The organism is Nocardia puris (genome assembly GCF_036051655.1).
GTDB lineage: Bacteria > Actinomycetota > Actinomycetes > Mycobacteriales > Mycobacteriaceae > Nocardia > Nocardia puris.
Genome location: NZ_CP107943.1, coordinates 3,471,529 through 3,493,688, shown reverse-complemented (window position 1 = coordinate 3,493,688; position 22,160 = coordinate 3,471,529). Strand labels below are relative to the sequence as shown.

Sequence of the window (22,160 nt, the reverse complement as noted above, 5' to 3'; positions counted from 1 at the left end):
CGGAACGGGCGCCCTTCTCGCTCTGGTGGTTACGCCACGCCCTCCGCGCGGGCCGCGGCGGCGACGGCCTCGGCGACGGCCGGGGCGACGCGCGGGTCCAGGGGGCTCGGGATGATCTTGTCCGGGGACAGCTCGTCGGCGACGACGCCGAAGATGGCGTTGGCGGCGGCGACCTTCATGCCCTCGGTGATGCGGCGGGCGCCCGCGTCCAGCGCGCCCTTGAACACGCCGGGGAAGGCGAGCACGTTATTGATCTGGTTCGGGAAGTCGCTGCGGCCGGTGGCCACGATCGCGGCGTACTTGCGCGCCACGTCGGGGTGGATCTCCGGATCCGGGTTCGACATCGCGAACACGATCGACTCCGGCGCCATCGAGGCGATGAGCTCCTCGGCGATCAGGCCGGCCGACAGGCCCAGGAACACGTCGGCACCCGCCAGCGCCTCCGCGGCGCCACCGATCAGGCCGCGCGGGTTGGTGCGCTGCGCCAGCTCCGCCTTGACCTCGTTGAGGTCGGTGCGGGTGGTGCTCACGATGCCCTTCGAGTCGAGCACGGTCACATCGGCGACACCGGCGGCCAGCAGGATGTTGGTGCACGCGACACCGGCGGCGCCCGCACCCGACACCACGACCTTCAGGCCGGAGATGGCGCGGCCCTGCACCTTGGCGGCGCCGTTGAGCGCAGCCAGCACCACGATGGCGGTGCCGTGCTGGTCGTCGTGCATGACGGGGCAGTCCAGCGCCTCGATGACGCGCTTCTCGATCTCGAAGCAGCGCGGCGCGGAGATGTCCTCCAGGTTCACCGCACCGAAGCTCGGGCGCAGGCGGATCAGGGTCTCGACGATCTCGTCGACGTCCTTGGTGTCGAGCACGATCGGAATCGAGTCCAGACCGGCGAACTTCTTGAACAGCGCCGCCTTGCCCTCCATGACCGGCAGCGAGGCGCGCGGGCCGATGTCACCGAGGCCCAGCACCGCGGTGCCGTCGCTCACCACGACGACCAGGCGGTCGGTCCAGGTGTAGCGCTTGGCCAGCGCCTCGTCCTTGGCGATCGCGCGGCTGACCTGAGCGACACCGGGGGTGTAGGCGATGGAGAGGTCACGCTGGGTCTCCAGCGGAGCCGAAAGCTCGACCGAGAGCTTGCCGCCGAGGTGGCCGGCGAAGATCTCTTCCTGCGTGATCTCGGACAGGCTCGCGGTGGCATTCGGTGCGTCAGTCACAGGTGACACGATTTCACTCCTGCTCGGGTCGGGCTGAACCGGGGGACGGTTACCGCCGGGTAGTTGGTCATAGCTGATACGTTCCGCTCATCGAGTGCGCTGACCGGGACGTTTCGGGTAGATGCGGAATCGCGATCCGGCTGTCCTCATCGAGACGTGGCGCTGCACTGATCTGCGGAGCGGAACCGGACGGGTGGGTCCGGATACATCGTGCGGGGCGATCTTCGGGGTGCGACGGTGCGTCGCGCGGCGGAGGTCACCGTGGTTCCCGGACCCGGCGGTGGCAAAGGACGGGAATCCGCAACATTCTGCCAGTCGGTCCGACCGGTTGACAAACCGGTGTGCCGGGTACCGACTGCGCATCATGAATCGAGGGTAGGCCGCCGGAATTGCCCCGACGTTAGGGGAAACTCGCACCCCGGCGCGAGCGTCCGGTGAGCTGTCTCGGGCGGTCGCCCGGCGGGGTGTGAGGTGCTACGCGGACGGCAGACCCGATTCCACCCACTCGGCCTCGGCCGCCTCCGGGGCGATCGGTGGCGTGGGCGGCAGCGCCGGAGCCGGCTCCATGCCGACGGGCACCTGTCCCCGCACGACCGACGGCGGCGGGAGCACACCGGCGTCCTCGCTCGCCCGCGGCAACGCCTCCGGGATCGCGGGCAGCGGGATGGTGTCCACCCACACCTCGTCGAGCCCGCCCGAGAGCACCCGCGCCCGCCAATCGGCGGTGGTGGCGGGATGGTCGGTGCGCTGGTGCATGCCGCGGGTCTCGGTGCGGGCCAGCGCGCTGTACTTGGTCCAGCGGGCCACGGCGAGCAGGGCGGCGGCTTGGCGGGCGCGCACCCGGTCGGCGCCCGTGCCGCCGAGGTCGAAGGCCGCGCCCGGCCACATGGCGTCGAGTTCGGCGATGCTGTCGCGCAGGCTGCCCTCGCTGCGCCAGTAACTGCGGCGCAGCGGCAAGGTGTGTTCCTGCACCAGCCCGATCACCGCGCGGGGATCGACGTGCGCGACCGGGCCGAGCCCGGCGCCGGGCACCGCGCGCACAGCGCCGGGTCTGCCGCGCTCGCGCGCGAACCGTGCCGCCCCGGCCCCGGCCCACACGCCCGACGCGATCGCCCACGCCCCGCTCTGCCCGCCGAATCCGCTCATCGCGCCGGTGATCGCCTCGCGCGTGGCCGCGTCACCGGCGGCGAAGAGTCCGAAAACATCGGTGGCGCAGTCGTTTCCGGTGATGCGCAACCCGCCCGTGCCGCGCACGGTGCCCTCCAGCACGGCTCGCAGCGGCACGCGGCTGCGCCGGTCCACCGCGCCTTGCCTGGTGAGCCAGTGCCGGATCGTCTCGGGCACGTCGTCCAGCGCGGCGAACACCCGCCGCCCGCGCGAGATCGCCCCGAACGCCGAGCGGTGCCCATCGATGACCTCGCCCGTCTCGTCGTAGAGCGTCGCGAAATGCAGCGCCAGCCCCGGCGCGTAGCTCGAATGCATCGACCGCGCACCGGAATTCAGCACGGGCGCGAGACCGTAGGCGCTGGAGAACTCCATCCCCGACAGCCGGGCGCCCGCTTCGGCGGCGAGCAGCAGTCCGTCGCCGGTCGCCACCTCCGTTCCGGCGCTGCCGGACAGGAACGCGCAGCCGCCGGTCGCCACGATCACCGCCGAGGCCCGCACCGTCCACGGACGAAACCTGTTGTTGCGCTGCACACCCGACGCACCCGACACCGTCCCGTCGGAGTCCACCAGCAGTTGCAGCGCCGGATGATGGTCGAGGACGCGCACTCCGGCCTCGAGTACGGCGCGGCGCATCCGCCGCAGATAGCCCGCCCCGTCGAGGCATACGCGCAGCGAGGCACCGCCCGCGCAGTCCTCGGGAAACCTGTGCCCCCAGCTCGCCAGCTGCCCCACGCGGCGATGCGTCTCGTCCAGCACCCGGTACATCAGCTCCGCGTCGCCGAGTGCGCCCCCGTGCGTGTACGCGTGCCGCACCGCTTCCTCACGCGCCGCGCCGGGAGGGATGTTCCACAGCGACGTGCTCCCGAACGCGGAAGGCCCGCTGCTTCCGCAACGGGCCTTGTCCACCAGCACCACACGCGCTCCCGCGCCGGCCGCCGCGACGGCGGCCCACACCCCGGCGGGTCCACCGCCGAGGATCAGCACATCCGTCTGGATATCGTTCACAAGACAAAATATTCGGCCACAATTCACCCGGCCGCAACCAGTACACGACCCTCAACCCCACCACTGTGTCCACAGCAACGTTCCCGTGACCAAGAAAACGACCGCGCATCCGGAGAACGCCGCCGAACCCCGACGCCGATCCGCGAAAATCTGCGCCGCGAGCACCACCGCCGAGGCCACCAGATGCCAGGTCACCGACTCCGCGCCCGGTCCGGGAAACCCGCGCTGCCCGCCCAGCACCGCCGCTCCGACGACCACCAGGGTGAGCAGCACGGTGCCGGCGGCGGCGACACCGCTCAGCCCCCGTAGCAGCCTCACCGGGCGATCACCGGCACGCCGGAGGACTTGCCCACCAGTTCCTCGAATTGCGCCGGTTCCGTGGTGAATTCACCGAGCCGGATGGTCTTGTTCCGGCCGTGGTAGTCCGAGGAACCGGTGGTGATCAGCCCGAGTTCGCCCGCCAGTCCGGTGAGCAGCACGCGGTCGGACGCGGAGTGGTCGGGGTGGTCCACCTCGAGCCCGCCCAGCCCCACCTCGGACAGCGCGCGGATGTCGTCGACCGCGAGCAGGCGGCCCCGCTTGCGGGCGCGGGTGTGGGCCAGCACACTCACACCGCCAGCCGTGGCGATCATCTCCACCGCGCGGCGCAGCGGCGTGTCGGCCTTCTCCGCGTAGTAGCGGCCGTGCGGGGCGAGCAGGTCGGTGAACGCCGCGTCGACGGTCGGCACCACGCCCGCCTCCACCAGCGCCCGCGCCAGGTGCGGCCGGCCCGCCGACACGCCCGCCGAGGCGAGTACCGCGTCGGGATCGATCGGCAGTCCGTCGGCGGCCATCCGCTCGGCCATCGACCGCAACCGGTCGACCCGCTCGGCGCGCAACCGCTCGCGCTCCTCGGCGAAGCAGCGGTCGGCGGGGTCGAACAGGTAGGCCAGCAGGTGCACGGGCACCGGCCACCCGTCCTCCCCCAACCCCACGCACGACATCTCCATCCCGCGCACCAGCGTCATCCCCTCGGGCAGCGCCGCCTCGGCCTCCGCCCACCCGGACGTGGTGTCGTGATCGGTGATCGCCACCACGTCGAGCCCGGCGGCCGCCGCGTTCCGCACCAGCTCGGCCGGACTGTCGGTCCCATCGGACGCGGTCGAATGAGTATGCAGGTCGATGCGCACGCCTCCAGTCTTACAGTGCGGGTTCCGAGTGACGCACGCGCCGCCGACGTCTCGCTCACATGCGCATGACATGCGCATGTGCCCTGGTGTCATGAGTGTGGCAATTCAGATCAAGGATGTACCGGAAGAGATTCGGGACGCGATCGCGGCACGTGCTGCCGCACGCGGCCAGTCCACCCAGTCCTACCTGCGGAGTTTGCTCGAGCGCGAGTTCCGCGCGGAGCGCAATCGGCATCTGCTCGAGAGCATGGTCGGGCATCGGGGGCTCGAACTCACACCCGACGAGATTCTCGCCGAGATCCGCCGTGACAGAGGGTCCGACGATTGATCGTCATCGACGCCGACGTGATGGTTTTCGCTCTGGTCGATCACACCCGGGCCGGTGACACCGCGCGCGCCGCGATGATCGCCGACGACGACTGGTCCGCACCGGCGCACATGCCCTTCGAAGTCCAACGGACCCTGCACAAAGCTGTTGTGGCGCGCAAACTTCCAGCCGCGGATGCCGACACCGCCACCGAGGCGCTCGCCGCGATGCAGATCGAGTACGTGAGCACCGACGCGACCTTGCTGCGCACCGTGTGGCGATTACGACACAACGTCTCCGTCTACGACGCGACGTATCTGGCGGTCGCCGCGCTGGAGGACACCACTGCGGTCACGTTCGACGCCCGGCTGGCGAAGGCGGCGGAGTACTGCGGCCTTCCCGCCGCGGTACGACTGCTCACCTACTGACCTGGCGCGCGTTCCCGTCCTCGCACGCGCCGCCGACGTAGCATCGTCGGGTGCCGTCCATTCCGCCGATGCCGTCGTTCCGCGGTCCCGGGCGCGCGACGCCGGCCGCGTGGGTGCCGGTGCCGACCGCGCGGGCGATCGTGGACTGCGGCGTGTACGTGGACGGGGAGCGGCTGCCCGGACGGTTCACGCACGAGGCGGCGCTGGCCGAGGTGCGCGAGCGCGGGTCGGGGTTCGTGTGGGTCGGTCTGCACGATCCCGATGAGCACCAGATGGCCGATATCGCGCACGCGTTCGACCTGCACCCGCTCGCCGTGGAGGACGCGGTGCACGCCAAGCAGCGCCCGAAGCTGGAGCGCTACGACGACACGCTGTTCCTGGTGCTGCGCACCGTCAGCTACGTGCCGCACGACATCCACGCCATCTCCGAAATCGTGGAGACCGGCGACATCATGGTGTTCACCGGCCCCGATTTCGCCGTCACCGTCCGGCACGGCGAACACACCGGGCTCGCGGGCGTGCGCCACGAATTGGAGTCCAAGCCTGAACAACTCGCGCTCGGGCCGGGCGCGGTCCTGCACGCGGTGGCCGACCACGTGGTCGACTCCTACGTCGATGTCGCGGGCTCGGTGGAGAACGACATCGAGGAGATGGAGGAGGCGGTCTTCACCCCGCGCAACCTCACCACCGTCGAAACGATCTACCAGCTCAAACGCGAAGTGGTGGAACTGCGCCGCGCGGTGAACCCCCTCGCCCTGCCGCTGCAACTCCTCGTGCACAAGCCGGATCTACCGCTGCCCAAGGAGATTCGCCGCTACTTGCGCGACGTGGCCGACCACCACACCACCGTCGCCGAGCACATCGCCGACTTCGACGAATCCCTCAGCGAACTCGTGAGCGCGGCCCTGGCGAAGATCAGCGTCCAGCAGAACACGGACATGCGCAAGATCTCGGCGTGGGTCGCGATCGCCGCGGTGCCGACGATGATCGCCGGCATCTACGGCATGAACTTCGAGCACATGCCGGAACTCAGTTCACCGTGGGGATATCCGGCGGTGTGGATGGTGATTCTCACGATCTGCACGGGGTTGTACGTGACCTTTCATCGCAACAATTGGTTGTGAGGGTTCCGAGTACAAGCAGAGCTTTTACCAACTGCGCGCCACCGGACGGAAACTCGCCTCCAGGAGTTTGTGGAGTTCGCGTTCCATCTCGGCGGCCGAGCCCGGCGCCAGCGTGAAGTCCTGCTCGGAGTGATTGTGCAGCAAGTACCTTCCGTCGGCGGGCAGATAATCCATCCAGTGGAACCCGCGCCCGTCGCCGGTGGGCCTGCTGTCGTAGGCCGCCCCGCGATACACCATGATCTCACCCAGGCTCGAACGTGGGCGACGCACAAGGCGATTCAGTTCCTCGGTGGGCGACAACCGCGTCGGATGCTGTCCGTACTCGGGACGGTCCAGATCGGAGCGCCGCCCGCTCAATGGACGATGCTTACCGGGCCCGCACTGGGGCAGATTGCCGACGATGTGCGTGACCGCACCGCGCGCCGGGCATCGATACAGAATCACGTCGCGTCCGTATTGCTGTGTGGGGCCGGACATTTGCACGGCGACGGTCGCGCTGCGCGCGTCCAGTCCGGCGTGGATGCGCACCACCTGGGCGAAATCCGGGCCGTAGAATCCGTGCACTTCCACCCGGACCCGCGGTTCGAGCAGCACGGTCAGCGCCTCGTACAGACGCTCGTCGGCGATGCCCTGCAAGCGCCGCGCCGCGTCCACCCGCGCCCGCAGGTAGTCGTCATGCGCCTCGACACCCTCGACCTTGTACCGCAGCGGGTAGGGCAACCGATCCCGCCCGAACGCCTCCAACGCCAGCTGGAACATGAAACCGTCCATGCGCCACTGGAACTCATTCATGCCGCCGCCTCACCGACATTCCCAACACCATGAATCCACCCGCGCACCAACGGTTCCCGCGATGCTTGTCCGGTTCTCATCCGCCGATCACCCCACCGGGCGGGAGCGCGGGCGGCTGCGTGCCCAGCAGTTCGTCCCCGTGGTCGTAGACCAAATAGTCGGGGATCTTGTGGTTTTCGTCGTCATCGCCCTTGCCGCGAGCACCGGCGCCACCCATACCGGGCATACCGGCCATTCCGCGCCCCATACCGGCGCCCGCGCGATTGTTCGCACCGTTCAACCCGGGCTGCTGCGTGGTCGGCGTCGCGGTCACACTGCGCCCCGCCCCCGGCCCCGGCGTCCCGGGCCCCGGCACACCGGGAACCCCCGGCCCCGGCGTGCTCGGCGTGGTCGACTTCGGCAGATCCGTACTGGGGATCTTGGTGTCGGGCACGGTCGACGCCGGATTCGTCGACGCCGGATCGGTCGACAGCGGATTCGACGACGGGTCGGTGCTGGTATCCGTGTCGTCCGGGTCCGTCGACGGATCCTCCAGTTCGGTTCCCGGCTGCGTGGGGTCCTCGGTGGTGCCGGGCCCGGGGCCTGGCCCCGGACCACCCGGACCGGGACCGGGCTGGCCGGGGCCGGGGACATCCGTGTCGTTCTTGATCGTGCTCTTGGGTTCGGGGATTTTCGGGGTGTAGGGGTCCACTTCCTCGGCGACGCCGGGCTGGTAGACGCGGTCCATGAAATCGCGGACGCGGTTCTCCGCCTCGTCGGCGCGGTATTGGGCGCTTTTCAGAACGCCGTTGCCGGGGATGTGGCCGATCAGCTTGTCCGCCCACGACAGTTCATGCGGAGGATCTACCGTCTGCTGAGCCTGAGCCAGATAGCCTTCGGTCAGATCGAGGCCGCGCGCCACCATCTCGAAGGAAACGAGCAGCTTGTTCAGCTCGCCCGCGTACGACTTCGTCGACTCGACCACCGCGTTGGCGGTCTGCCCTTTCATATAGGCCTCGATGTCGTCCTTCACACCGTTGGCGAACACGTCGCTCAGTTCCCGGCCAGCCTTGACCATATCGCGCCAGCCGTTGGCGCCGTCATTGATCTCCCCCGGCTTAACATCTTTCAGGTTGTTGTAAATCCAGTCGTGCGACGCCGTCAGGAAGGACTCTTTATTCTCCCCGACCACCACGCGATCCGAGTACCCGCCCTCGTGCTGCGATTGCAGATCCGACCAGTTCTTGTTGACAATCGCCCGATCCGAATCCCACTGCTGCTGCGCACCGGACTTGCGATCATCGAAGTCCTTCGACTGCTGCTCCGCCTCAGATCTGGCGTTGAAGACATCCTTGACGATATTGATCGGGTCGGACGCATAGCCACCGATATTGTTGAGCCATTCCCACGTGGACGTTCCCACAACCCCTCCTACACGTCCGTATTGTTGAGATCGTTGGCGTTGGACTGGTCCTGGTCGGCCAGTTTCTGGGTCGCCAGTTTGTAGGTATCGCGCATGAGAATGACCAGGTCAATATGCTTCTTCAACTGGTTGACTGCCGAGTCTTGGTCGCCGTCGGCCTTCTTCTCGAACTTCGACTGCAATGCGGTAGCCGAGGGCAGTTCTCCAAATCCGCTGAGCTGCCGGAGGTTGGTCGCCCGCCGCAGGAGTTCGGTCCGCAGACCATCGAGCAACGTGTCGCAACGCCCCTCCAGAGCACCACCCAGCTGAGAATCCAGTTTGAATTCTCCCGATTCAGCCTTCTGCTTGTATCCGCGCCACTGCGCCAGGGACTGATCGATAGAACTTCCCTGTGTCATGAGGCCACCTCCAGACACAATCCAAGAAACTCCCCGTACATTTCGCCACCATTCACGATCATGCTGGGAGATGGGGTTCGAAGTACTCCATGTGACGGACCGCCAAATCACACGGTGGCGTATCAGCAGTAGGCTGCGGCTCACCGTACAGCCATGTGATACCGAGCTCGAACATGCCTTGCGCAGCAGGAATACTCACATGACAGGTCAGTTCATCCGGATCATCGGGATTCGTGGTCACCACACCTGCTCGCGTACCGATGGTCACGTCACGGACGAAGCGACTTCGCTCATTCGATCTGCGCTCTTCCACCGTCCTCCGCGTCGAGAAGATACTGACGCCATAGGGGCCGTCGGTGGAGTCCCAATCGCAGATCTTCCACCAGCTGGGCGGACCGTCCTGCCTGTCCACGGTCACCTGCTTGGACGCAGGATCCAGATCGGCCCCCGCCAGCACCTCATCCGACAGATCAGTACAGGGATTGAACAGCGGGATCGACTCATCATGACTGGTCGGCGCACTCCCCTGCCCTTGCTCGGTAGCCGTCCCGTCAACCGTCGACGAACACCCGGCGAGCACCGCGACCGCCGCCACCCCGACAGCCGCCAAACGCACCGCACCCCGGCTCGTTCCACCAACCATCACGCCCGCACCCTCCTGATCTCAAGCGCACCCCGCACCGGGAGCAGGACGCAACCAGGCCCCCCGCAACTCCCACTCGGGCAGGACAAGGCTAACCGACCATCGACCCCCATCCAATCGGACGGTTGCACAATCCCACCCACAAACCTCCGCGCTTGCACCCCACACTCGCTGCCCCCAGCCGCCCACCACCACGAACAGCGGTACACCCCACCCTGGATTCGCAGGCCGCAACAAGCGCATTCTCACAGGCCGCCCCCACCCGGGCCTCACGCACCCACTCGATGCACCGCCGGTGAGGTGTTCGGTGCCAGCTCGTCGGAGCCGACCCGAACACGGCCGCCGATCACGCTCGGGAACTCGGCCGCAGCCGACCGTGGTAGGGCGCGAGACGGCGGGACAGCGGACGATGAGGCCGACCTCTCCTCGCGTATCTCGGATCGGCGAAAGAGAACTCGAGAAGATACTCGGTGGCGGTCGAGCCGCGCGGTGTGGTGGGCTGAGCGAATACGTGTGGACTCCGGATGATTCCTTCGCGGGACGTGCCGGCGGTGGATGGCGAGGGCTGTTGTGCGGATAGATGATGCTGCCTGGCAGGTGATTCTCGGCGCCGCCAGCGTTCCGGGGCAGCCTCCGACGACGCCGAACGAAATTCTCCGGCACTTCGGCGTCGAGGACGGGAAGCGACTCGGGCTCGACCTGATGGAAAGCACTGCGGCGCGGCGTGATCCCGACGATCTCGAAGCGGCCATGATCGTGGCGAGTCTCTTCGGGATCGATGCGGACCACGTCGAGATCTATCTCCGGCTGGCGACGGAAAATTGGCATCGAGCGCAGGAGAGCATCACGTTCCAGCTGGGCCTGTTCGGCGATCCCCGCGCGGTCGACGTGCTGCTCCGGCTGTGCGAATGGGTGCCGGATCACCTGGCCTGGGACGACAATCGGGCGCTGGCCTCGAAGGCTGTGCACGCCCTGGCGCGGATACCCGGCGACGACGCCGAGCGAGCGTTGCTGTCGGTGCTGTCGTCCGAGGATCCGACCGTCCGGGCCATGGCGCGCAGACAACATGACAAGCGAACTCGCCAATAATTCGTCGACGCCGAGAGGACCACGGCCCCAGCAGTTCGTGAACGGTCTCCGGACGCACCCGCGCCTCTCCGGCATCGAGGGCACGGGATACGACGTATACGTGGCCTTCCTGCCGGGCCTTCACTCGCGCACGGGATGGCCCCTGGCTCTACGACTTCCGCGAATACCTCGCCGACAGGTTCGGTGACGAGTGAGGCACACCCGAACGGCGCAGTCCAACGACGGATCGATGAAGTGAGAGTCCTGAACAGAGCAGTCCCCGGTAGTCTGCATCGAATCCATGAGCCTCAGTCGTCGCTGACGGCTCCGGTCTTCGACTGGCTTGCCGGGGGCCTGGCCGGATCTCTGGAGGATGTTTCGCGTTCTCCGAACGTCTTCTTCGAGCGTTGCGCACCCTTCGGTGTTCCGGTGTAGTTCCAGTGTCCTCCTCATCCGGCGGGAGTCAAGGGGTGGTCGCGGGAGATTTGCCCGGGGTTCGGTCCCGGTCCGGGACCCTCCGGCACCTCGGTGGAGTCGATGCTCAGGCGGCCCGCGCGGACCAGCCGTGATGGGTTTCCCGGGTGCGGGCGGGGACGGTGGCGACGGGTGCGCCGGAGCAGTCGTCGCTCGCGAAGACGAGGTAGCTGCGGGAGCTGCGGTTGTCGACGTCGATGTCGCGGGGGAAGCCGGAGGCCCAGCATTCGTCGAGGTTGCTGATCTCGAGCACGCCGTCGATGATCACCACCTGCCTGCCGTCACCGAACGAACCGGTGGGGATCGCCGACGCGGTGGGTGCGACGACGGCCGCGGCGGCGAGGACGAGCGCGCTTGTGCAAGACAGCATTCCGAGTTTCACACCGAGCATGCTACGAGCGCGAGGTGGGCACGTGCATCCGCCTCGAGGATGACGTTCGACGCGCACGCACCACCGGCGCCGGTGCCGCGAGCAGCCCGAACCGGGCGGCGCGCCGGCGCGATTCGGCCTGGTCCGCGCGAAGCGCCGCGCCACGACCGCAAGCCACGCACTAAGGCTGGTGCTCATCGCACGGTCTCGGAGAACTCGGTCATGGCCGGGTCGTCGGTGCAACTCCGGTCGAGCGGGTCCCCGAGGTTGGTGAAGGTGCGCGACGCACGTGAATCACCTTCGGCCAGAAGTACTTTCCCCGGACTCACGCGGACGCAGAATCGCGTCCCCCGCTTCCACGTACCTCTGGAACAGGTCGGTGACGTCGTTCAACCGCTCCCGCGCCCGCGGCCCGTCGGCGAGTTCCGCACCGTCGCGCAGCACGTCCACGAACCGCCGCGCCCGCTGCTGACTGGCCGCCAGGAGGTTCTCCAACCCGCCGCACGCCTCCACGAGCAGGCGTCGGCTACCGGGCTGCGGGATGGTGCGGGCGAGCCCCCAGGACACCAGCTCGCGGACGGCGGTGCTCACCGCGCCCGCGCTGGCCCCGGTGAGCGCGCCGAGGTGGTCGAGGCCGACCGGTTCGGATTCGAGCAGCAGCCTGCCGTAGACGCGGCCGGTGGCGCGGGCGAGGTGCCAGGCGGCGAACAGGTCGCCGAGTTGCTGGGCGAACTCCTCGCGTTCGTCGGCGCTCACCGCTCGATTCCCCGCAGGAAGTCGACGAGCACCGCACCGACGGCGTCGGGGGCGTCCAGCGGCGCGAGGTGGCCCGCGTCCGGGATGACGTGGTCGGCGACCCCCTCGGCTTCCGCCCATCGCCGCATCGCCGTGGCGATATTGCCGGTCCGGTCACGCTCGCCGCGAATCAGGCAGAGCGGCAACGGAATCCGATACCCCGGATCCGGATCCACCAGGCTCGCGGTGGCCCGCCAGACCTGGACGAACTCGGCCTTGCCGATCCGCGCGAACGCCTCGGCGGCGTAGGAGCGGGCCGCGGGCGTCTCCGCCGACGCGTCGGCCATCAGCCGGGGCAGCGATCGCGCCGGGATCAGCCGCAGCATCGGCGCCGCCAGGCGCAACAGCGCACGCTCCCCCGCCCGCAGCGGCCCGGAGTTCCACGTCGAGTCGATGACGACCAACCCCGCGAAGCGCTCCGGCGCCCGCCGCACCGCCGCTTGGCTCAGATTCCCACCCAGCGAATGCCCGACGAGCACCGGCCGGTCCAGGTCGAGGTGGTCGATCAACGCGGTGAGATCGGCCAGCGCCCGCTCGGCGGTGAATCCCGCGCGGTCCGGGCGCGATTCACCGTGGCCGCGCAGGTCCCAGCTCACCGCGCGGAAACCGGCCCGCACCACCGCGTCCACCTGCTGGTCGAACATGCGCGCATCGACACCGGCCCCGTGGGTGAACACCACCGGCAGACCTGTCTCGCCGCTGTCGCGGAACCGGAGGTCGCAACCCGAAAGAGCAAGCGTGTGCGTCATATTCATAATATTCTGAATATAGCGCAGATTGAAGGAGATGTCCGGTCGAACGGCACCCGGGAGGGACAGGTGCCGCCGACCGGGAACACGCTGGTTTCAGCTGACCTCGTCGAGCACTTCGTGGAGGACCCGGGCGAACGCCTCCGGCTCCCCCGCGTAGCCGGACTCGGGGCCCGTGAACCCGCCGTGATGGCTGGGGAAGACCGCCGGCTCGAGACCGAGCCGCGCGGCGACCGCCGTCGAAGTGCGTTCGGTGACCGTGCCCCTCGACTCCTCGCCGTAGCCGAGCACGATCCGGGTCGGCGCCGCGGTGAGCGCGGCGATATCGGGGCGGTAGCCGACGACGGCCCGGGACCGCTCCGACAGCAGCGGGTCGTCGCGCGAGCCGTCGTCCTCGGTGGGCAGGCCGAACATCGCGGGGTCCGCGGCGGGCGCGGCGAAGTACTCGTCGGTGTATTCGCCCTGCCAGGACGTCATCGCGATGAACGCCGCCATGCCCGCGCCGAAACCTTTGGCGGCGTAGGCGTTGCGGTATCCGTCGGCGGCGCGTTCGGCCGCCGCGGCGTCGGGGAGCACGGACAGCAGGGGCGGTTCGTGCGCGATGAGGGTGGTCACGTCGTCGGCGTGCGCGGTGACGAGCGCGAGCGCGACGATGGCCCCGCCGCTGCTGGCGAAGATCTCGACCGGGCCGGCGTCGAGGGCGCGGACGACGGCGTGCACGTCCTCGGCGTGGACGGCCGGGTCGTTGTCGACCGCGCCGTCGGTGCGGACGCTGCGCCCGAGGCCGCGCGGGTCGTAGGTGACAACCGTGCGCTCGGGGAAGTACGAGGCGAGCGTGGCGAACCCGCTCGCGTCCATCGGGAGTCCGGTCATGAGCAGCGGCGGCCGCCCGTCGGCGGTCGGGATGGGCCCGTGGACGTCGTAGGTGAGCGTGGCGCCGGGCACTTCGAGCTTGTGTGTCGTCATGCCGGTAGTGACGGGGCGGGTGGCGAGAACTCATCGGCGAGTGCCCGATCTTTGCCCGCGCCGGCGCGACGCCTGGACCGTCGACAACCCGGACATCCCTCGCCGCCCGACTTCGCCAGGGACCGATACTCGATCGAGCGGCGTCCTCGCCGGCATTCACGGATCACGCAACGTGCCGACGCTTCACGAACTCCTACAGCGACGCCGCCCCGCGCCCCGGATCGCGAGTGTCGATCCCCGCCTCGGCCCACGCATCCCGCAGCGCCCCCGCACCGCGCACCCGGACCCACGCGGCCTCCGTCGCCGTCACCGGCGTAACCGTCAGGTACCGAACGGGTTCCGCAGGTTCGGGCAGCGCCACGGCGGGAATGTCGCTGTCCCCCAGCAATACCGCGGTGAACACCGCGCCCTGCCACAGCGGTTCGCCCAGGTCCAGCAGCGCATCCGGTTGCAGGACAACACCTTCCACGGCGGGCGTCGCGACCAGGATGCCGAGCGATTTGGGCAGTCCCGGCTGCGCGGTGCCGATCCGCAGGCTCAGCACCAGCTCGGCGCGCGGCCCGCGCACCGGGTCGGCGTGCAGGTCGCCCGGATCGCCCATCGGGTGGCGGGAACCGCCGAGGGTGACGTAGTGGACGATCTCGCCGTCCGGAATGCGCAGGATCTCGATCGGCTCGAGCCCGAGAAAGGTCACCGAGGCGGAGTCGATGGCGCCGCGCTCCACCCCGAAGTGGTCCAGCACGCCGGTGCGGACCGCGTCGATCACGTCCATGCGCTCAGATCGCCAACCGCGCCAGCATGTCCCGCGCCTGCTCGGCCGACTTCGGGTCGCACAGCACGTCGTAACGGCCCGCCACCAGTTGCATGGTGGAGGCGAAGTCGCGCTGGCCCTTGGTGGCCGCGTACGGGATCGACGTCGAGATGACGCCGAAGATGATGCCGCCGACCAGGCCGACGAGCAGCGGGCCGAGGGTGCCGCTGGTGGTGAACAGGCTCAGCAGCAGACCGAGGAACAGGCCCAGCCACGCGCCCGACACCACGCCGCCGCCGATCACCTTGCCCCAGTTCAGGCGGTAGAGCACGCGCTCGACCTGCATGAGGTCGACGCCGACGATGGTCACGTCCTGCACCGGGAACTGGCTGTCGGCCAGGTAGTCGACCGCCCGCTGCGCCTCGGCGTAGGTCGGGTACGAGCCGACCGGCCACCCCGACGGCGGGGTCGGCAGGCCCTGGCGGGCACGATTCGAGTTCCCCAAGGGATTCGTCATAACACCATTCTGCTATCCGGAACCGTAGTTGGGTGGTGTGAAACGCGTCGTTCGCGCCATCCCGGCGGCCCGGCCCTTCTCGGCGATCACCTGCGCCATCTTGGCGCTGGCCTCATCGATCATCTCCGCACCCAGCATCACCGCGCCGCGCGCGCCGCCCTCGATCGACGTATGAAAGGCATAGGCGTCCAGGATTTCTTCCGCGCGATCGTAATCCGACTGGCGGGGGCTGAAGATCTCGTTGGCCGCGTCGATCTGGCCCGGGTGCAGCACCCACTTGCCGTCGAAACCCAGGGCGGCCGTGCGGGCCGCCGCCCGGCGGAAGCCGTCCACGTCGCGGATCTGCAGGTACGGGCCGTCGATGGCCTGCAACCCGTGCGCGCGGGCGGTGAGCAGGATCGTCATGAGGATGTGGTGGTAGGCGTCGCCGGTGTCGTAGCCCTCCGGCTGCTCGCCCACCACGAGTGTGCGCATGTTGATGCTGGCCATGAAGTCGGCGGGCCCGAACACCAGCGCCTGCACGCGCGGGCTCGCGGTGGCGATCTCGTCGATATTGCGCAGGCCGAGCGCGTTCTCCAGCTGCGGCTCGATGCCGATGCGGCCCGGCTCCAGGCCGTTGGCCTTCTCCAACTGCGTGAGCAGCAGGTCCAGTGCGCGCACCTGGCCGCCGTCGGTGACCTTGGGGAGCAGGATCGCGTCGATGGCCGAGCCCGCGCCGTCCACCGCGGCGATCACATCGGCGTAGGTCCACGGCGTGGTCCAGTCGTTGACGCGCACCACCCGCAACTGCCCGCCCCAGCCGGGCTGGTTCAGCGCCGCGACGATGTTCGCGCGGGCCGCCGCCTTGGCGGCGGGCGCGACCGCGTCCTCCAGATCCAGGAAGACCTCGTCGACGGGCAAGCCCTTGGCTTTCTCGATCATCTTCGGGTTGCTGCCGGGGACGGCGAGCACCGAACGACGCGGCCTCATCGAACACTCCTCCCGTGCCGTGGTGCGGTCTCCCGGCACGTCAACCTCTAGCCTGGGCAGCATGGCAGCTACCAGGGTGTACGTCGCCAGGCTTGCCGGATTGGCGGTTCTGGGACCCGACGGCGAGTCTATCGGCAGGGTCCGCGACGTCGTCGTGGCCGTCCGCTACGACCGTCAGCAACCCCGCGTGCACGGCTTGGTCGTCGAATTGCCGACCAGGCGAAGGATCTTCGTCCCGATGTTGCGCGTCACCTCGATCGAGCCCGGTTCCATCGCGCTCAACACCGGCACCGTGAGCCTGCGCCGCTTCCAGCAACGGCCCGGCGAGATGCTGGCGCTGGCGCAGATCGTGGATTCCACGGTGCGCGTGGAGGATCCGGAACTCACCGATCTGGCGGGCGTGGACGTGTTCGTGGTCGATCTCGGGCTGGAGCTGACCCGCACCAGGGACTGGCGGGTGTCGCGGGTCGCGGTGCGCGGGCACCGCAGGATCGGGCGGCGGCGCACGGTGCACGTGGTGGACTGGTCGACGGTCTCCGGTCTCACGCCGTACGAGATCGGCAGGCCGGGCCAGGACGTGACCCAGCTGCTCGAACGATTCGAGGGCCTGCGCCCGGCCGACGTGGCGCACCAGCTGCGCGAGCTGCCGGAGAAGCGCCGCATCGAGGTGGCCGAGGCGCTCGACGACGAACGCCTCGCCGACGTGGTGCAGGAACTCCCCGACGACGACCAGGTGGATCTGCTCGGCCACCTGGAGGTGCGCCGCGCCGCCGACGTGCTCGAGGCCATGGACCCCGACGACGCCGCCGACCTCCTCGGCGAACTGCCCACCGGCGAGCGCGAATCGCTGCTGGCGCTGATGGATCCGGAGGAATCCGAACCGGTGCGCCGGCTGCTGCAGCACTCGCCCGACACCGCGGGTGGCCTGATGACGCCCAAGCCGGTGATCCTGACGCCGGCCACCACGGTGGCGGAGGCGCTGGCCAGGGTGCGCAACCCCGACCTCACGCCCGCGCTGGCGTCGATGGTGTTCGTGGTGCGCCCGCCGACGGCCACGCCCACCGGCCGCTACCTCGGCTGCGTGCACATCCAGCAGTTGCTGCGCGAGCCGCCCGCGCACCTGGTGGGCGGGATCATCGACGCCGACCTCGCGCCGTTGGGCCCCGAGGTGCCGCTCACGGCGGTCACCCGCTATTTCGCGACCTACAACTTGGTGTGCGGGCCGGTGGTGGACGACGAGAACCACTTGCTGGGCGCGGTCAGCGTCGACGACGTCCTGGACCATCTGCTGCCGGAGGACTGGCGTGAAGAAGAACGGCACCAAGGGGTCGCGGTCCATGACTGAGAAGGGCGCGTGGCCGCGGCCGGGCACGAGCTCGGCGCGCCAGCGGCTGGAGACGCCGATGGAGTCGCGGTTCCGCTTCGACTGGGATGCCGAGGCCCTGGCCCGCAGCTCCGAGCGGGTGGCCCGATTCCTCGGCACCGGCCGGTACCTGGCGATCCAGACCGTGGTCGTGATCGTCTGGATCATCCTCAACGTGACCGTGGTGGCGCTGCGGTGGGACCCTTATCCGTTCATCCTGTTGAACCTGGCGTTCTCCACCCAGGCCGCCTACGCGGCGCCGCTGATCCTGCTGGCGCAGAACCGTCAGGACAACCGCGACCGGGTGGCGCTGGAGGAGGATCGGCAGCGCGCCGCGCAGACCAAAGCCGACACCGAGTTTCTCGCCCGCGAACTCGCGGCGTTGCGGTTGGCGGTCGGCGATGTGGCCACCCGCGACTACCTGCGCCGGGAGTTGGAGGAGCTGCGCGAAGTCCTCGACCGCATCGCGGTGGCGACCACCGACGGCGCGTCCGCGACACCCGAGACCACGGCTGGAAAGGTCAAACGCAAGAAATCCTCCGGTGGACGCGCCGCAACACCCCAGGTCGCGCCGCCGGTCTCCGATGATTGACCGGAAATGCTCTACAACATCCTGACCCCTGGGTAACCTGGACAGCGTTGTCCCGAGCGGGCCGGGTCGGGGGTTGCGAGGGCCGGGTAGACGCCCGTCCCAGCCGCCCCCTGTCGACACGCTCCCGTGACGTTGAAGGATTGGTGTGGCCGAATGCGAGTATCCGCCCCGATAACCATGTCGGCCCTCGTCGTCGCTGGTCTCGTCGCCTCGGGCTCGGCCGCCCAGCACGCGACCACCAGTGAGCCCCCCGCCGCGCCGGAGGCGTTGCTCGCCGCGTCCGCCCGGCCGAACGGCACCGGCGAGGAGGCCGCCGCCGACGGGGACGCCGCATTGTCCCGGACAGTGGGACTGCTCCCGGTCACCCCTGACTCCCCCCGCAAACTGCGAGCTATGAACCCGACGGCCGACGGTCTGCCGCCGTTCGCGGGCACCGTGCCGCTGCGGGAGATCTCGCTGCCCAACACCGGCGGGGCACTCGGCATCCCCGAGGTCGTGCTCGCCGCCTACCGCAACGCCGAACTCGCCATGCAGTCCTCGCAGCCGGGCTGCGGGCTCACCTGGAACCTGCTCGCCGGCATCGGCCGCATCGAGTCCGGGCACGCGGGCAGCGGGCGCACCGACGCGGCGGGCACCACCGTCACGCCGATCTTCGGCCCGGCGCTCGACGGCACGCTGCCCGGCAACGAAATCATCAAGGCGGCCGACGGCGGTTACGTGCGGGCGATCGGGCCCATGCAGTTCCTGCCCGGCACCTGGAGCCTCTACGCCGCCGACGGCAACGGCGACGGCGTGGCCGATCCGCACAACGTCTTCGACTCCGCGCTGGCCGCGGGCAAGTACCTCTGCTCGGGCGGGCTCGACCTGCGCGATCCGGCGCAGGAACTGCGCTCGGTATTGCGCTACAACAACTCGATGTCCTACGCCGCCGACGTGCTCAGCTGGTCGGCCGCCTACCGCACCGGCGGGTCGCCCAGCCAGGTGACCATCTCGCCCGATCTCATCCCGCCCGGCTCGGCACCCATCCAGGCGGGCCCGGACATGCAGGCCGTCGGCACCACGGTGCCCGGCGCGCCCACCTCGCCCGCCGACGCGCTGCCCTCGACCACCTACGTGGTGCCGCCGCAGCAGACCCCGACCCAGGTGATGATCACCATTCCCGGCCTGCCGCCGATCCCGTGCGGCATCTTCTGCCCGCCGCCACCCCCGCCGCCGAATCCCTGTGAGCCCGTGGTGGTTCCGGCGCCGATGCCGCAGCCCGGCGAGCCCGCGCGGCCCCTCGGTCCGGACGGCAAGCCGGTCGGCACCGAGCAGGAGTTCGGCGCGCAGGGCGATCCGGCGAACGCCCCGGAGCCGAACCCCGCGTGCGCGCCCGCGCCCGAACCGGGTCAGCCCGGTCCGCAGCAGGCCCAGGAACCGGCACCCGCCGCGCCGCCCGCGCCCGAGGTCACCAAGACCCCCGAGCCCGGCCCGGCCGAGGCTCCGCAGGACGTCCCGCCGCCCCCGCCGCCGGCCCCGGGCATCACCCTGCCGTTCGGAATCGTGATCCCGCTGCCGCCCGGCCCGCCCGCTCCGCCGCAGGGCTGAGACCAAACCTCAATCCAGATCACGAAGTAGTAACAAAAACGTCTCGAATACGGTAATCTCTCCTTCGTCCACGAAGGTGACCCAGCGCTCCCCGCGCACGGACACTTCGCGGAACGCAGAGCCTCAGCGCTATTGGAGGAGGGTCACCACACCGTGGGGCGTCACCGCAAGCAATCGCCTGCCACCGTCAAACGCGGCTCCGTTCTCGCACTGACAGGATTGGTTCCCACCGGATTCGTGGCCTGCGCCGCGGCATCCGATCTGAATTCCGGCCACACCGCCGTCCAGGAGGTCGCCGAGGAGGGCGGTCTCCTCGGCGCCCTCGGCGCCGCGGAGGTCACCGACGACGGTTACGTCGAACACGCGATGGCCGCACAGGGCGTCGCGGCCAAGCCGGTCGTGAAAACCGTTGCGCTGCCCACTGATCGGGCGAAGGCCGAACTCCCCGCCGGGCCGGGCGGCATCCCTGGCGTCGCGGTGGCGGCGTACCAGAACGCCGAGCAGTTGCTCGCCGCGCAGAACCCGGTCTGCAACATGGAGTGGACCCTGCTGGCCGGCATCGGCCGCGTCGAGTCCACGCACGTCTTCGGCGGCAAGGCCGATGCCGAGGGCAATCCGCTCGACCCCGTCTACGGTCCCGTCCTGGACGGCTCGCTGGCGGGCAACGCGGTCATCCACGACAGCGACGGCGGTGCCCTCGACGGGCTCGGCGGCTACGACCGCGCCGTGGGCCCCATGCAGTTCCTGCCCGAGACCTGGACGCGATACGCCGCCGACGGCAACGGCGACGGCATCGCCGACCCGCAGAACCTCTACGACGCCGCGCTGACGGCCGGAAAGTACCTCTGCGACGGCAATCTGGACATGCGGGATCTGTCCCAGCGCTCCCGCGCGATCCTGCGCTACAACAACTCGATGGCCTACGTCGCCAACGTCATGGCCTGGGCCAACTCCTACGGCACGGGGGTCGCACCCAAGCCCGCGGAGCTCCCCCGTATCTGAAGCCCGTAAAATTCGGATATGCCAGTGGTAACGGAAACGGACGTGCGGGGCGCGCTCGCGAAGGTCGACGATCCGGAGATCCGTAAACCGATCACCGAACTCGGCATGGTGAAGAGCATCGGGATCGATGCCGAGAGCAACGTCCACGTCGAGGTGTACCTGACGACGGCCGGGTGCCCGTTGCGCACCGAGATCATCCAGCGGGTCACCAAAGCGGTGGCCGATGTGCCGGGTGTGGGTGCCATCTCGGTCGACCTCGACGTGATGAACGACGAGCAGCGCACCGAACTGCGCAAGCAGTTGCGCGGCGATTCGGCCGAGCCGGTGATCCCGTTCGCTCAGCCCGGATCGCTCACCCGCGTGTACGCGGTCGCGTCGGGCAAGGGCGGCGTCGGCAAGTCCAGCGTGACCGTCAACCTGGCGGCGGCGATGGCGGCGCGCGGCCTGTCGGTCGGCGTGCTCGACGCCGATATCTACGGCCACTCGGTGCCGCGCATGCTCGGCACCGACGCGCGGCCCACGCAGGTGGAGCGGATGATCCTGCCGCCCGTCTCACACGACGTGAAGGTCATCTCCATCGCCATGTTCACCCAGGGCAACACGCCCGTGGTGTGGCGCGGCCCGATGCTGCACCGCGCGCTGCAGCAGTTCCTGGTGGACGTGTTCTGGGGCGATCTGGACGTGCTGCTGCTCGACCTGCCGCCCGGCACCGGCGACGTGGCCATCTCGCTGGCCCAGCTGATCCCCAACGCCGAGATCCTGGTGGTCACCACACCGCAGCTGGCCGCCGCCGAGGTGGCCGAGCGGGCCGGGTCGATCGCCCTGCAGACGCGGCAGCGGATCGTCGGCGTGGTGGAGAACATGTCGTGGCTGGACCTGCCCGACGGCACCCGCATGGACCTCTACGGCTCGGGCGGTGGCCAGACCGTGGCCGACAGCCTCACCCGCGCGGTCGGCGCGAATGTGCCGCTGCTGGGCCAGATCCCGATCGAGCAGGCGCTGCGCGAGGCGGGCGACGAAGGCACCCCGATCGTACTGCGCGACCCCGACAGCGCCTCGGCCAAGGCCCTGCTCTCCGTCGCCGACAAACTCGCCGTCCGCCGCCGCGGACTCGCGGGCATGTCGCTGGGCATCGATACCACCCGCCACCTGTAGGGGTCCGCGCCGGCGGGCTCTCGACCGGGGCAGTCGCGATCGCCGCTGGAGGGGTCTGCCCCGGCGAGCTCCCGGCCGGTCCGGTCGCGATCGCCGGGCGGTGAATTGGTGCTGCGGTGCTCGGTGCTGGAGAACCCGTTCGGCAGCGGG

24 protein-coding genes are annotated in these 22,160 nt (G+C 69.4%); 9 read left to right on the top strand and 15 right to left on the bottom strand.

The features are described from left to right. Positions 1-29: 29 nt before the first annotated feature. From OHB21_RS16015 to OHB21_RS16000, 4 genes are all read right to left on the bottom strand, one after another. Complete coding sequence (locus tag OHB21_RS16015) at positions 30-1,226, bottom strand: NAD(P)-dependent malic enzyme (RefSeq protein ID WP_067513741.1); 1,197 nt, start codon at positions 1,224-1,226, stop codon at positions 30-32. 465 nt (positions 1,227-1,691) lie between these two features. Beyond that, entirely contained in the window at positions 1,692-3,389 is a 1,698-nt protein-coding gene (locus OHB21_RS16010; RefSeq protein WP_195124802.1) for an FAD-binding protein, read from the bottom strand. 51 nt (positions 3,390-3,440) lie between these two features. Next, the gene (locus OHB21_RS16005) at positions 3,441-3,707 is read right to left on the bottom strand and encodes a hypothetical protein (protein WP_084538131.1); all 267 of its coding nucleotides are present in this window, start codon (positions 3,705-3,707) and stop codon (positions 3,441-3,443) included. Further along, on the bottom strand, positions 3,704-4,558 hold the full coding sequence (locus OHB21_RS16000) for a PHP domain-containing protein (protein WP_195124801.1): 855 nt from the start codon (positions 4,556-4,558) through the stop codon (positions 3,704-3,706). Before OHB21_RS16000 ends, OHB21_RS16005 begins: the two co-directional genes overlap by 4 nt. 91 nt (positions 4,559-4,649) lie before the next feature. Here OHB21_RS16000 and OHB21_RS15995 point away from each other — a divergent pair, with 91 nt between their 5' ends. Genes OHB21_RS15995 through corA form a run of 3 tightly spaced genes read left to right on the top strand, consistent with a single transcriptional unit; the run spans position 4,650 to position 6,417 of the window. After that, positions 4,650-4,886 (top strand): FitA-like ribbon-helix-helix domain-containing protein, encoded by a 237-nt coding sequence (locus tag OHB21_RS15995; RefSeq protein ID WP_067513738.1) that lies wholly within the window; start codon positions 4,650-4,652, stop codon positions 4,884-4,886. Further along, entirely contained in the window at positions 4,883-5,293 is a 411-nt protein-coding gene (locus tag OHB21_RS15990; RefSeq protein WP_195124800.1) for a type II toxin-antitoxin system VapC family toxin, read from the top strand. The genes OHB21_RS15995 and OHB21_RS15990 overlap by 4 nt, the downstream gene beginning before the upstream one ends. A 50-nt stretch (positions 5,294-5,343) precedes the next feature. Further along, positions 5,344-6,417 (top strand): magnesium/cobalt transporter CorA, encoded by a 1,074-nt coding sequence (gene corA, locus OHB21_RS15985; protein ID WP_067513737.1) that lies wholly within the window; start codon positions 5,344-5,346, stop codon positions 6,415-6,417. A gap of 24 nt (positions 6,418-6,441) precedes the next feature. Here corA and OHB21_RS15980 read toward each other — a convergent pair whose 3' ends face one another. From OHB21_RS15980 to OHB21_RS15965, 4 genes are all read right to left on the bottom strand, one after another. Beyond that, complete coding sequence (locus OHB21_RS15980) at positions 6,442-7,209, bottom strand: ESX secretion-associated protein EspG (RefSeq protein ID WP_067513736.1); 768 nt, start codon at positions 7,207-7,209, stop codon at positions 6,442-6,444. A 76-nt stretch (positions 7,210-7,285) separates the two neighbouring features. Next, positions 7,286-8,611, bottom strand: a complete 1,326-nt coding sequence (locus tag OHB21_RS15975) for a hypothetical protein (RefSeq protein ID WP_195124799.1) — start codon at positions 8,609-8,611, stop codon at positions 7,286-7,288. An 8-nt stretch (positions 8,612-8,619) separates the two neighbouring features. Beyond that, on the bottom strand, positions 8,620-9,009 hold the full coding sequence (locus OHB21_RS15970; RefSeq protein WP_195124798.1) for a hypothetical protein: 390 nt from the start codon (positions 9,007-9,009) through the stop codon (positions 8,620-8,622). Positions 9,010-9,067: 58 nt separating this feature from the next. Further along, the gene (locus OHB21_RS15965; protein WP_228789558.1) at positions 9,068-9,652 is read right to left on the bottom strand and encodes a DUF3558 domain-containing protein; all 585 of its coding nucleotides are present in this window, start codon (positions 9,650-9,652) and stop codon (positions 9,068-9,070) included. A gap of 597 nt (positions 9,653-10,249) precedes the next feature. On the opposite strand from OHB21_RS15965, the gene OHB21_RS15960 reads away from it, so the two are divergent. Then, the gene (locus OHB21_RS15960; protein ID WP_195126375.1) at positions 10,250-10,741 is read left to right on the top strand and encodes a HEAT repeat domain-containing protein; all 492 of its coding nucleotides are present in this window, start codon (positions 10,250-10,252) and stop codon (positions 10,739-10,741) included. 520 nt (positions 10,742-11,261) lie between these two features. Here OHB21_RS15960 and OHB21_RS15955 read toward each other — a convergent pair. The 7 genes from OHB21_RS15955 to OHB21_RS15925 all read right to left on the bottom strand — a co-directional run bounded on the left by OHB21_RS15955 (position 11,262) and on the right by OHB21_RS15925 (position 16,311). Further along, on the bottom strand, positions 11,262-11,576 hold the full coding sequence (locus tag OHB21_RS15955; RefSeq protein WP_147265779.1) for a hypothetical protein: 315 nt from the start codon (positions 11,574-11,576) through the stop codon (positions 11,262-11,264). 282 nt (positions 11,577-11,858) lie between these two features. Then, a complete protein-coding gene (locus tag OHB21_RS15950) occupies positions 11,859-12,320 on the bottom strand; it encodes a GbsR/MarR family transcriptional regulator (protein ID WP_067513731.1) in 462 nt (153 codons plus the stop codon). Beyond that, the gene (locus OHB21_RS15945; RefSeq protein WP_084538134.1) at positions 12,317-13,108 is read right to left on the bottom strand and encodes an alpha/beta fold hydrolase; all 792 of its coding nucleotides are present in this window, start codon (positions 13,106-13,108) and stop codon (positions 12,317-12,319) included. The genes OHB21_RS15950 and OHB21_RS15945 overlap by 4 nt, the downstream gene beginning before the upstream one ends. A gap of 96 nt (positions 13,109-13,204) precedes the next feature. Beyond that, on the bottom strand, positions 13,205-14,074 hold the full coding sequence (locus OHB21_RS15940; RefSeq protein ID WP_195124795.1) for an alpha/beta fold hydrolase: 870 nt from the start codon (positions 14,072-14,074) through the stop codon (positions 13,205-13,207). A 193-nt stretch (positions 14,075-14,267) separates the two neighbouring features. Next, positions 14,268-14,846, bottom strand: a complete 579-nt coding sequence (locus OHB21_RS15935; RefSeq protein WP_084538126.1) for a suppressor of fused domain protein — start codon at positions 14,844-14,846, stop codon at positions 14,268-14,270. Positions 14,847-14,850: 4 nt separating this feature from the next. Beyond that, entirely contained in the window at positions 14,851-15,342 is a 492-nt protein-coding gene (locus OHB21_RS15930) for a general stress protein (protein ID WP_067513728.1), read from the bottom strand. A 12-nt stretch (positions 15,343-15,354) separates the two neighbouring features. Further along, positions 15,355-16,311: an HpcH/HpaI aldolase/citrate lyase family protein gene (locus OHB21_RS15925; RefSeq protein ID WP_195124794.1), complete on the bottom strand. Its 957-nt coding sequence runs from the start codon at positions 16,309-16,311 to the stop codon at positions 15,355-15,357. Positions 16,312-16,372: 61 nt separating this feature from the next. On the opposite strand from OHB21_RS15925, the gene OHB21_RS15920 reads away from it, so the two are divergent. The 5 genes from OHB21_RS15920 (at position 16,373) to OHB21_RS15900 (ending at position 22,010) form a co-directional block, all read left to right on the top strand. Continuing rightward, positions 16,373-17,656: a magnesium transporter MgtE N-terminal domain-containing protein gene (locus OHB21_RS15920; RefSeq protein ID WP_067513726.1), complete on the top strand. Its 1,284-nt coding sequence runs from the start codon at positions 16,373-16,375 to the stop codon at positions 17,654-17,656. Beyond that, positions 17,649-18,266, top strand: a complete 618-nt coding sequence (locus OHB21_RS15915; RefSeq protein ID WP_067513753.1) for a DUF1003 domain-containing protein — start codon at positions 17,649-17,651, stop codon at positions 18,264-18,266. Before OHB21_RS15920 ends, OHB21_RS15915 begins: the two co-directional genes overlap by 8 nt. A gap of 153 nt (positions 18,267-18,419) precedes the next feature. Next, positions 18,420-19,853, top strand: a complete 1,434-nt coding sequence (locus OHB21_RS15910; RefSeq protein ID WP_113975073.1) for a lytic transglycosylase domain-containing protein — start codon at positions 18,420-18,422, stop codon at positions 19,851-19,853. Positions 19,854-20,006: 153 nt separating this feature from the next. Beyond that, on the top strand, positions 20,007-20,855 hold the full coding sequence (locus OHB21_RS15905) for a lytic transglycosylase domain-containing protein (protein ID WP_067513725.1): 849 nt from the start codon (positions 20,007-20,009) through the stop codon (positions 20,853-20,855). Between the two features lie 18 nt (positions 20,856-20,873). Next, positions 20,874-22,010 carry an Mrp/NBP35 family ATP-binding protein gene (locus tag OHB21_RS15900; protein ID WP_067513724.1) on the top strand — a complete coding sequence of 379 codons (1,137 nt, stop codon included), beginning with the start codon at positions 20,874-20,876 and terminating at the stop codon, positions 22,008-22,010. Positions 22,011-22,160: the final 150 nt, after the last annotated feature.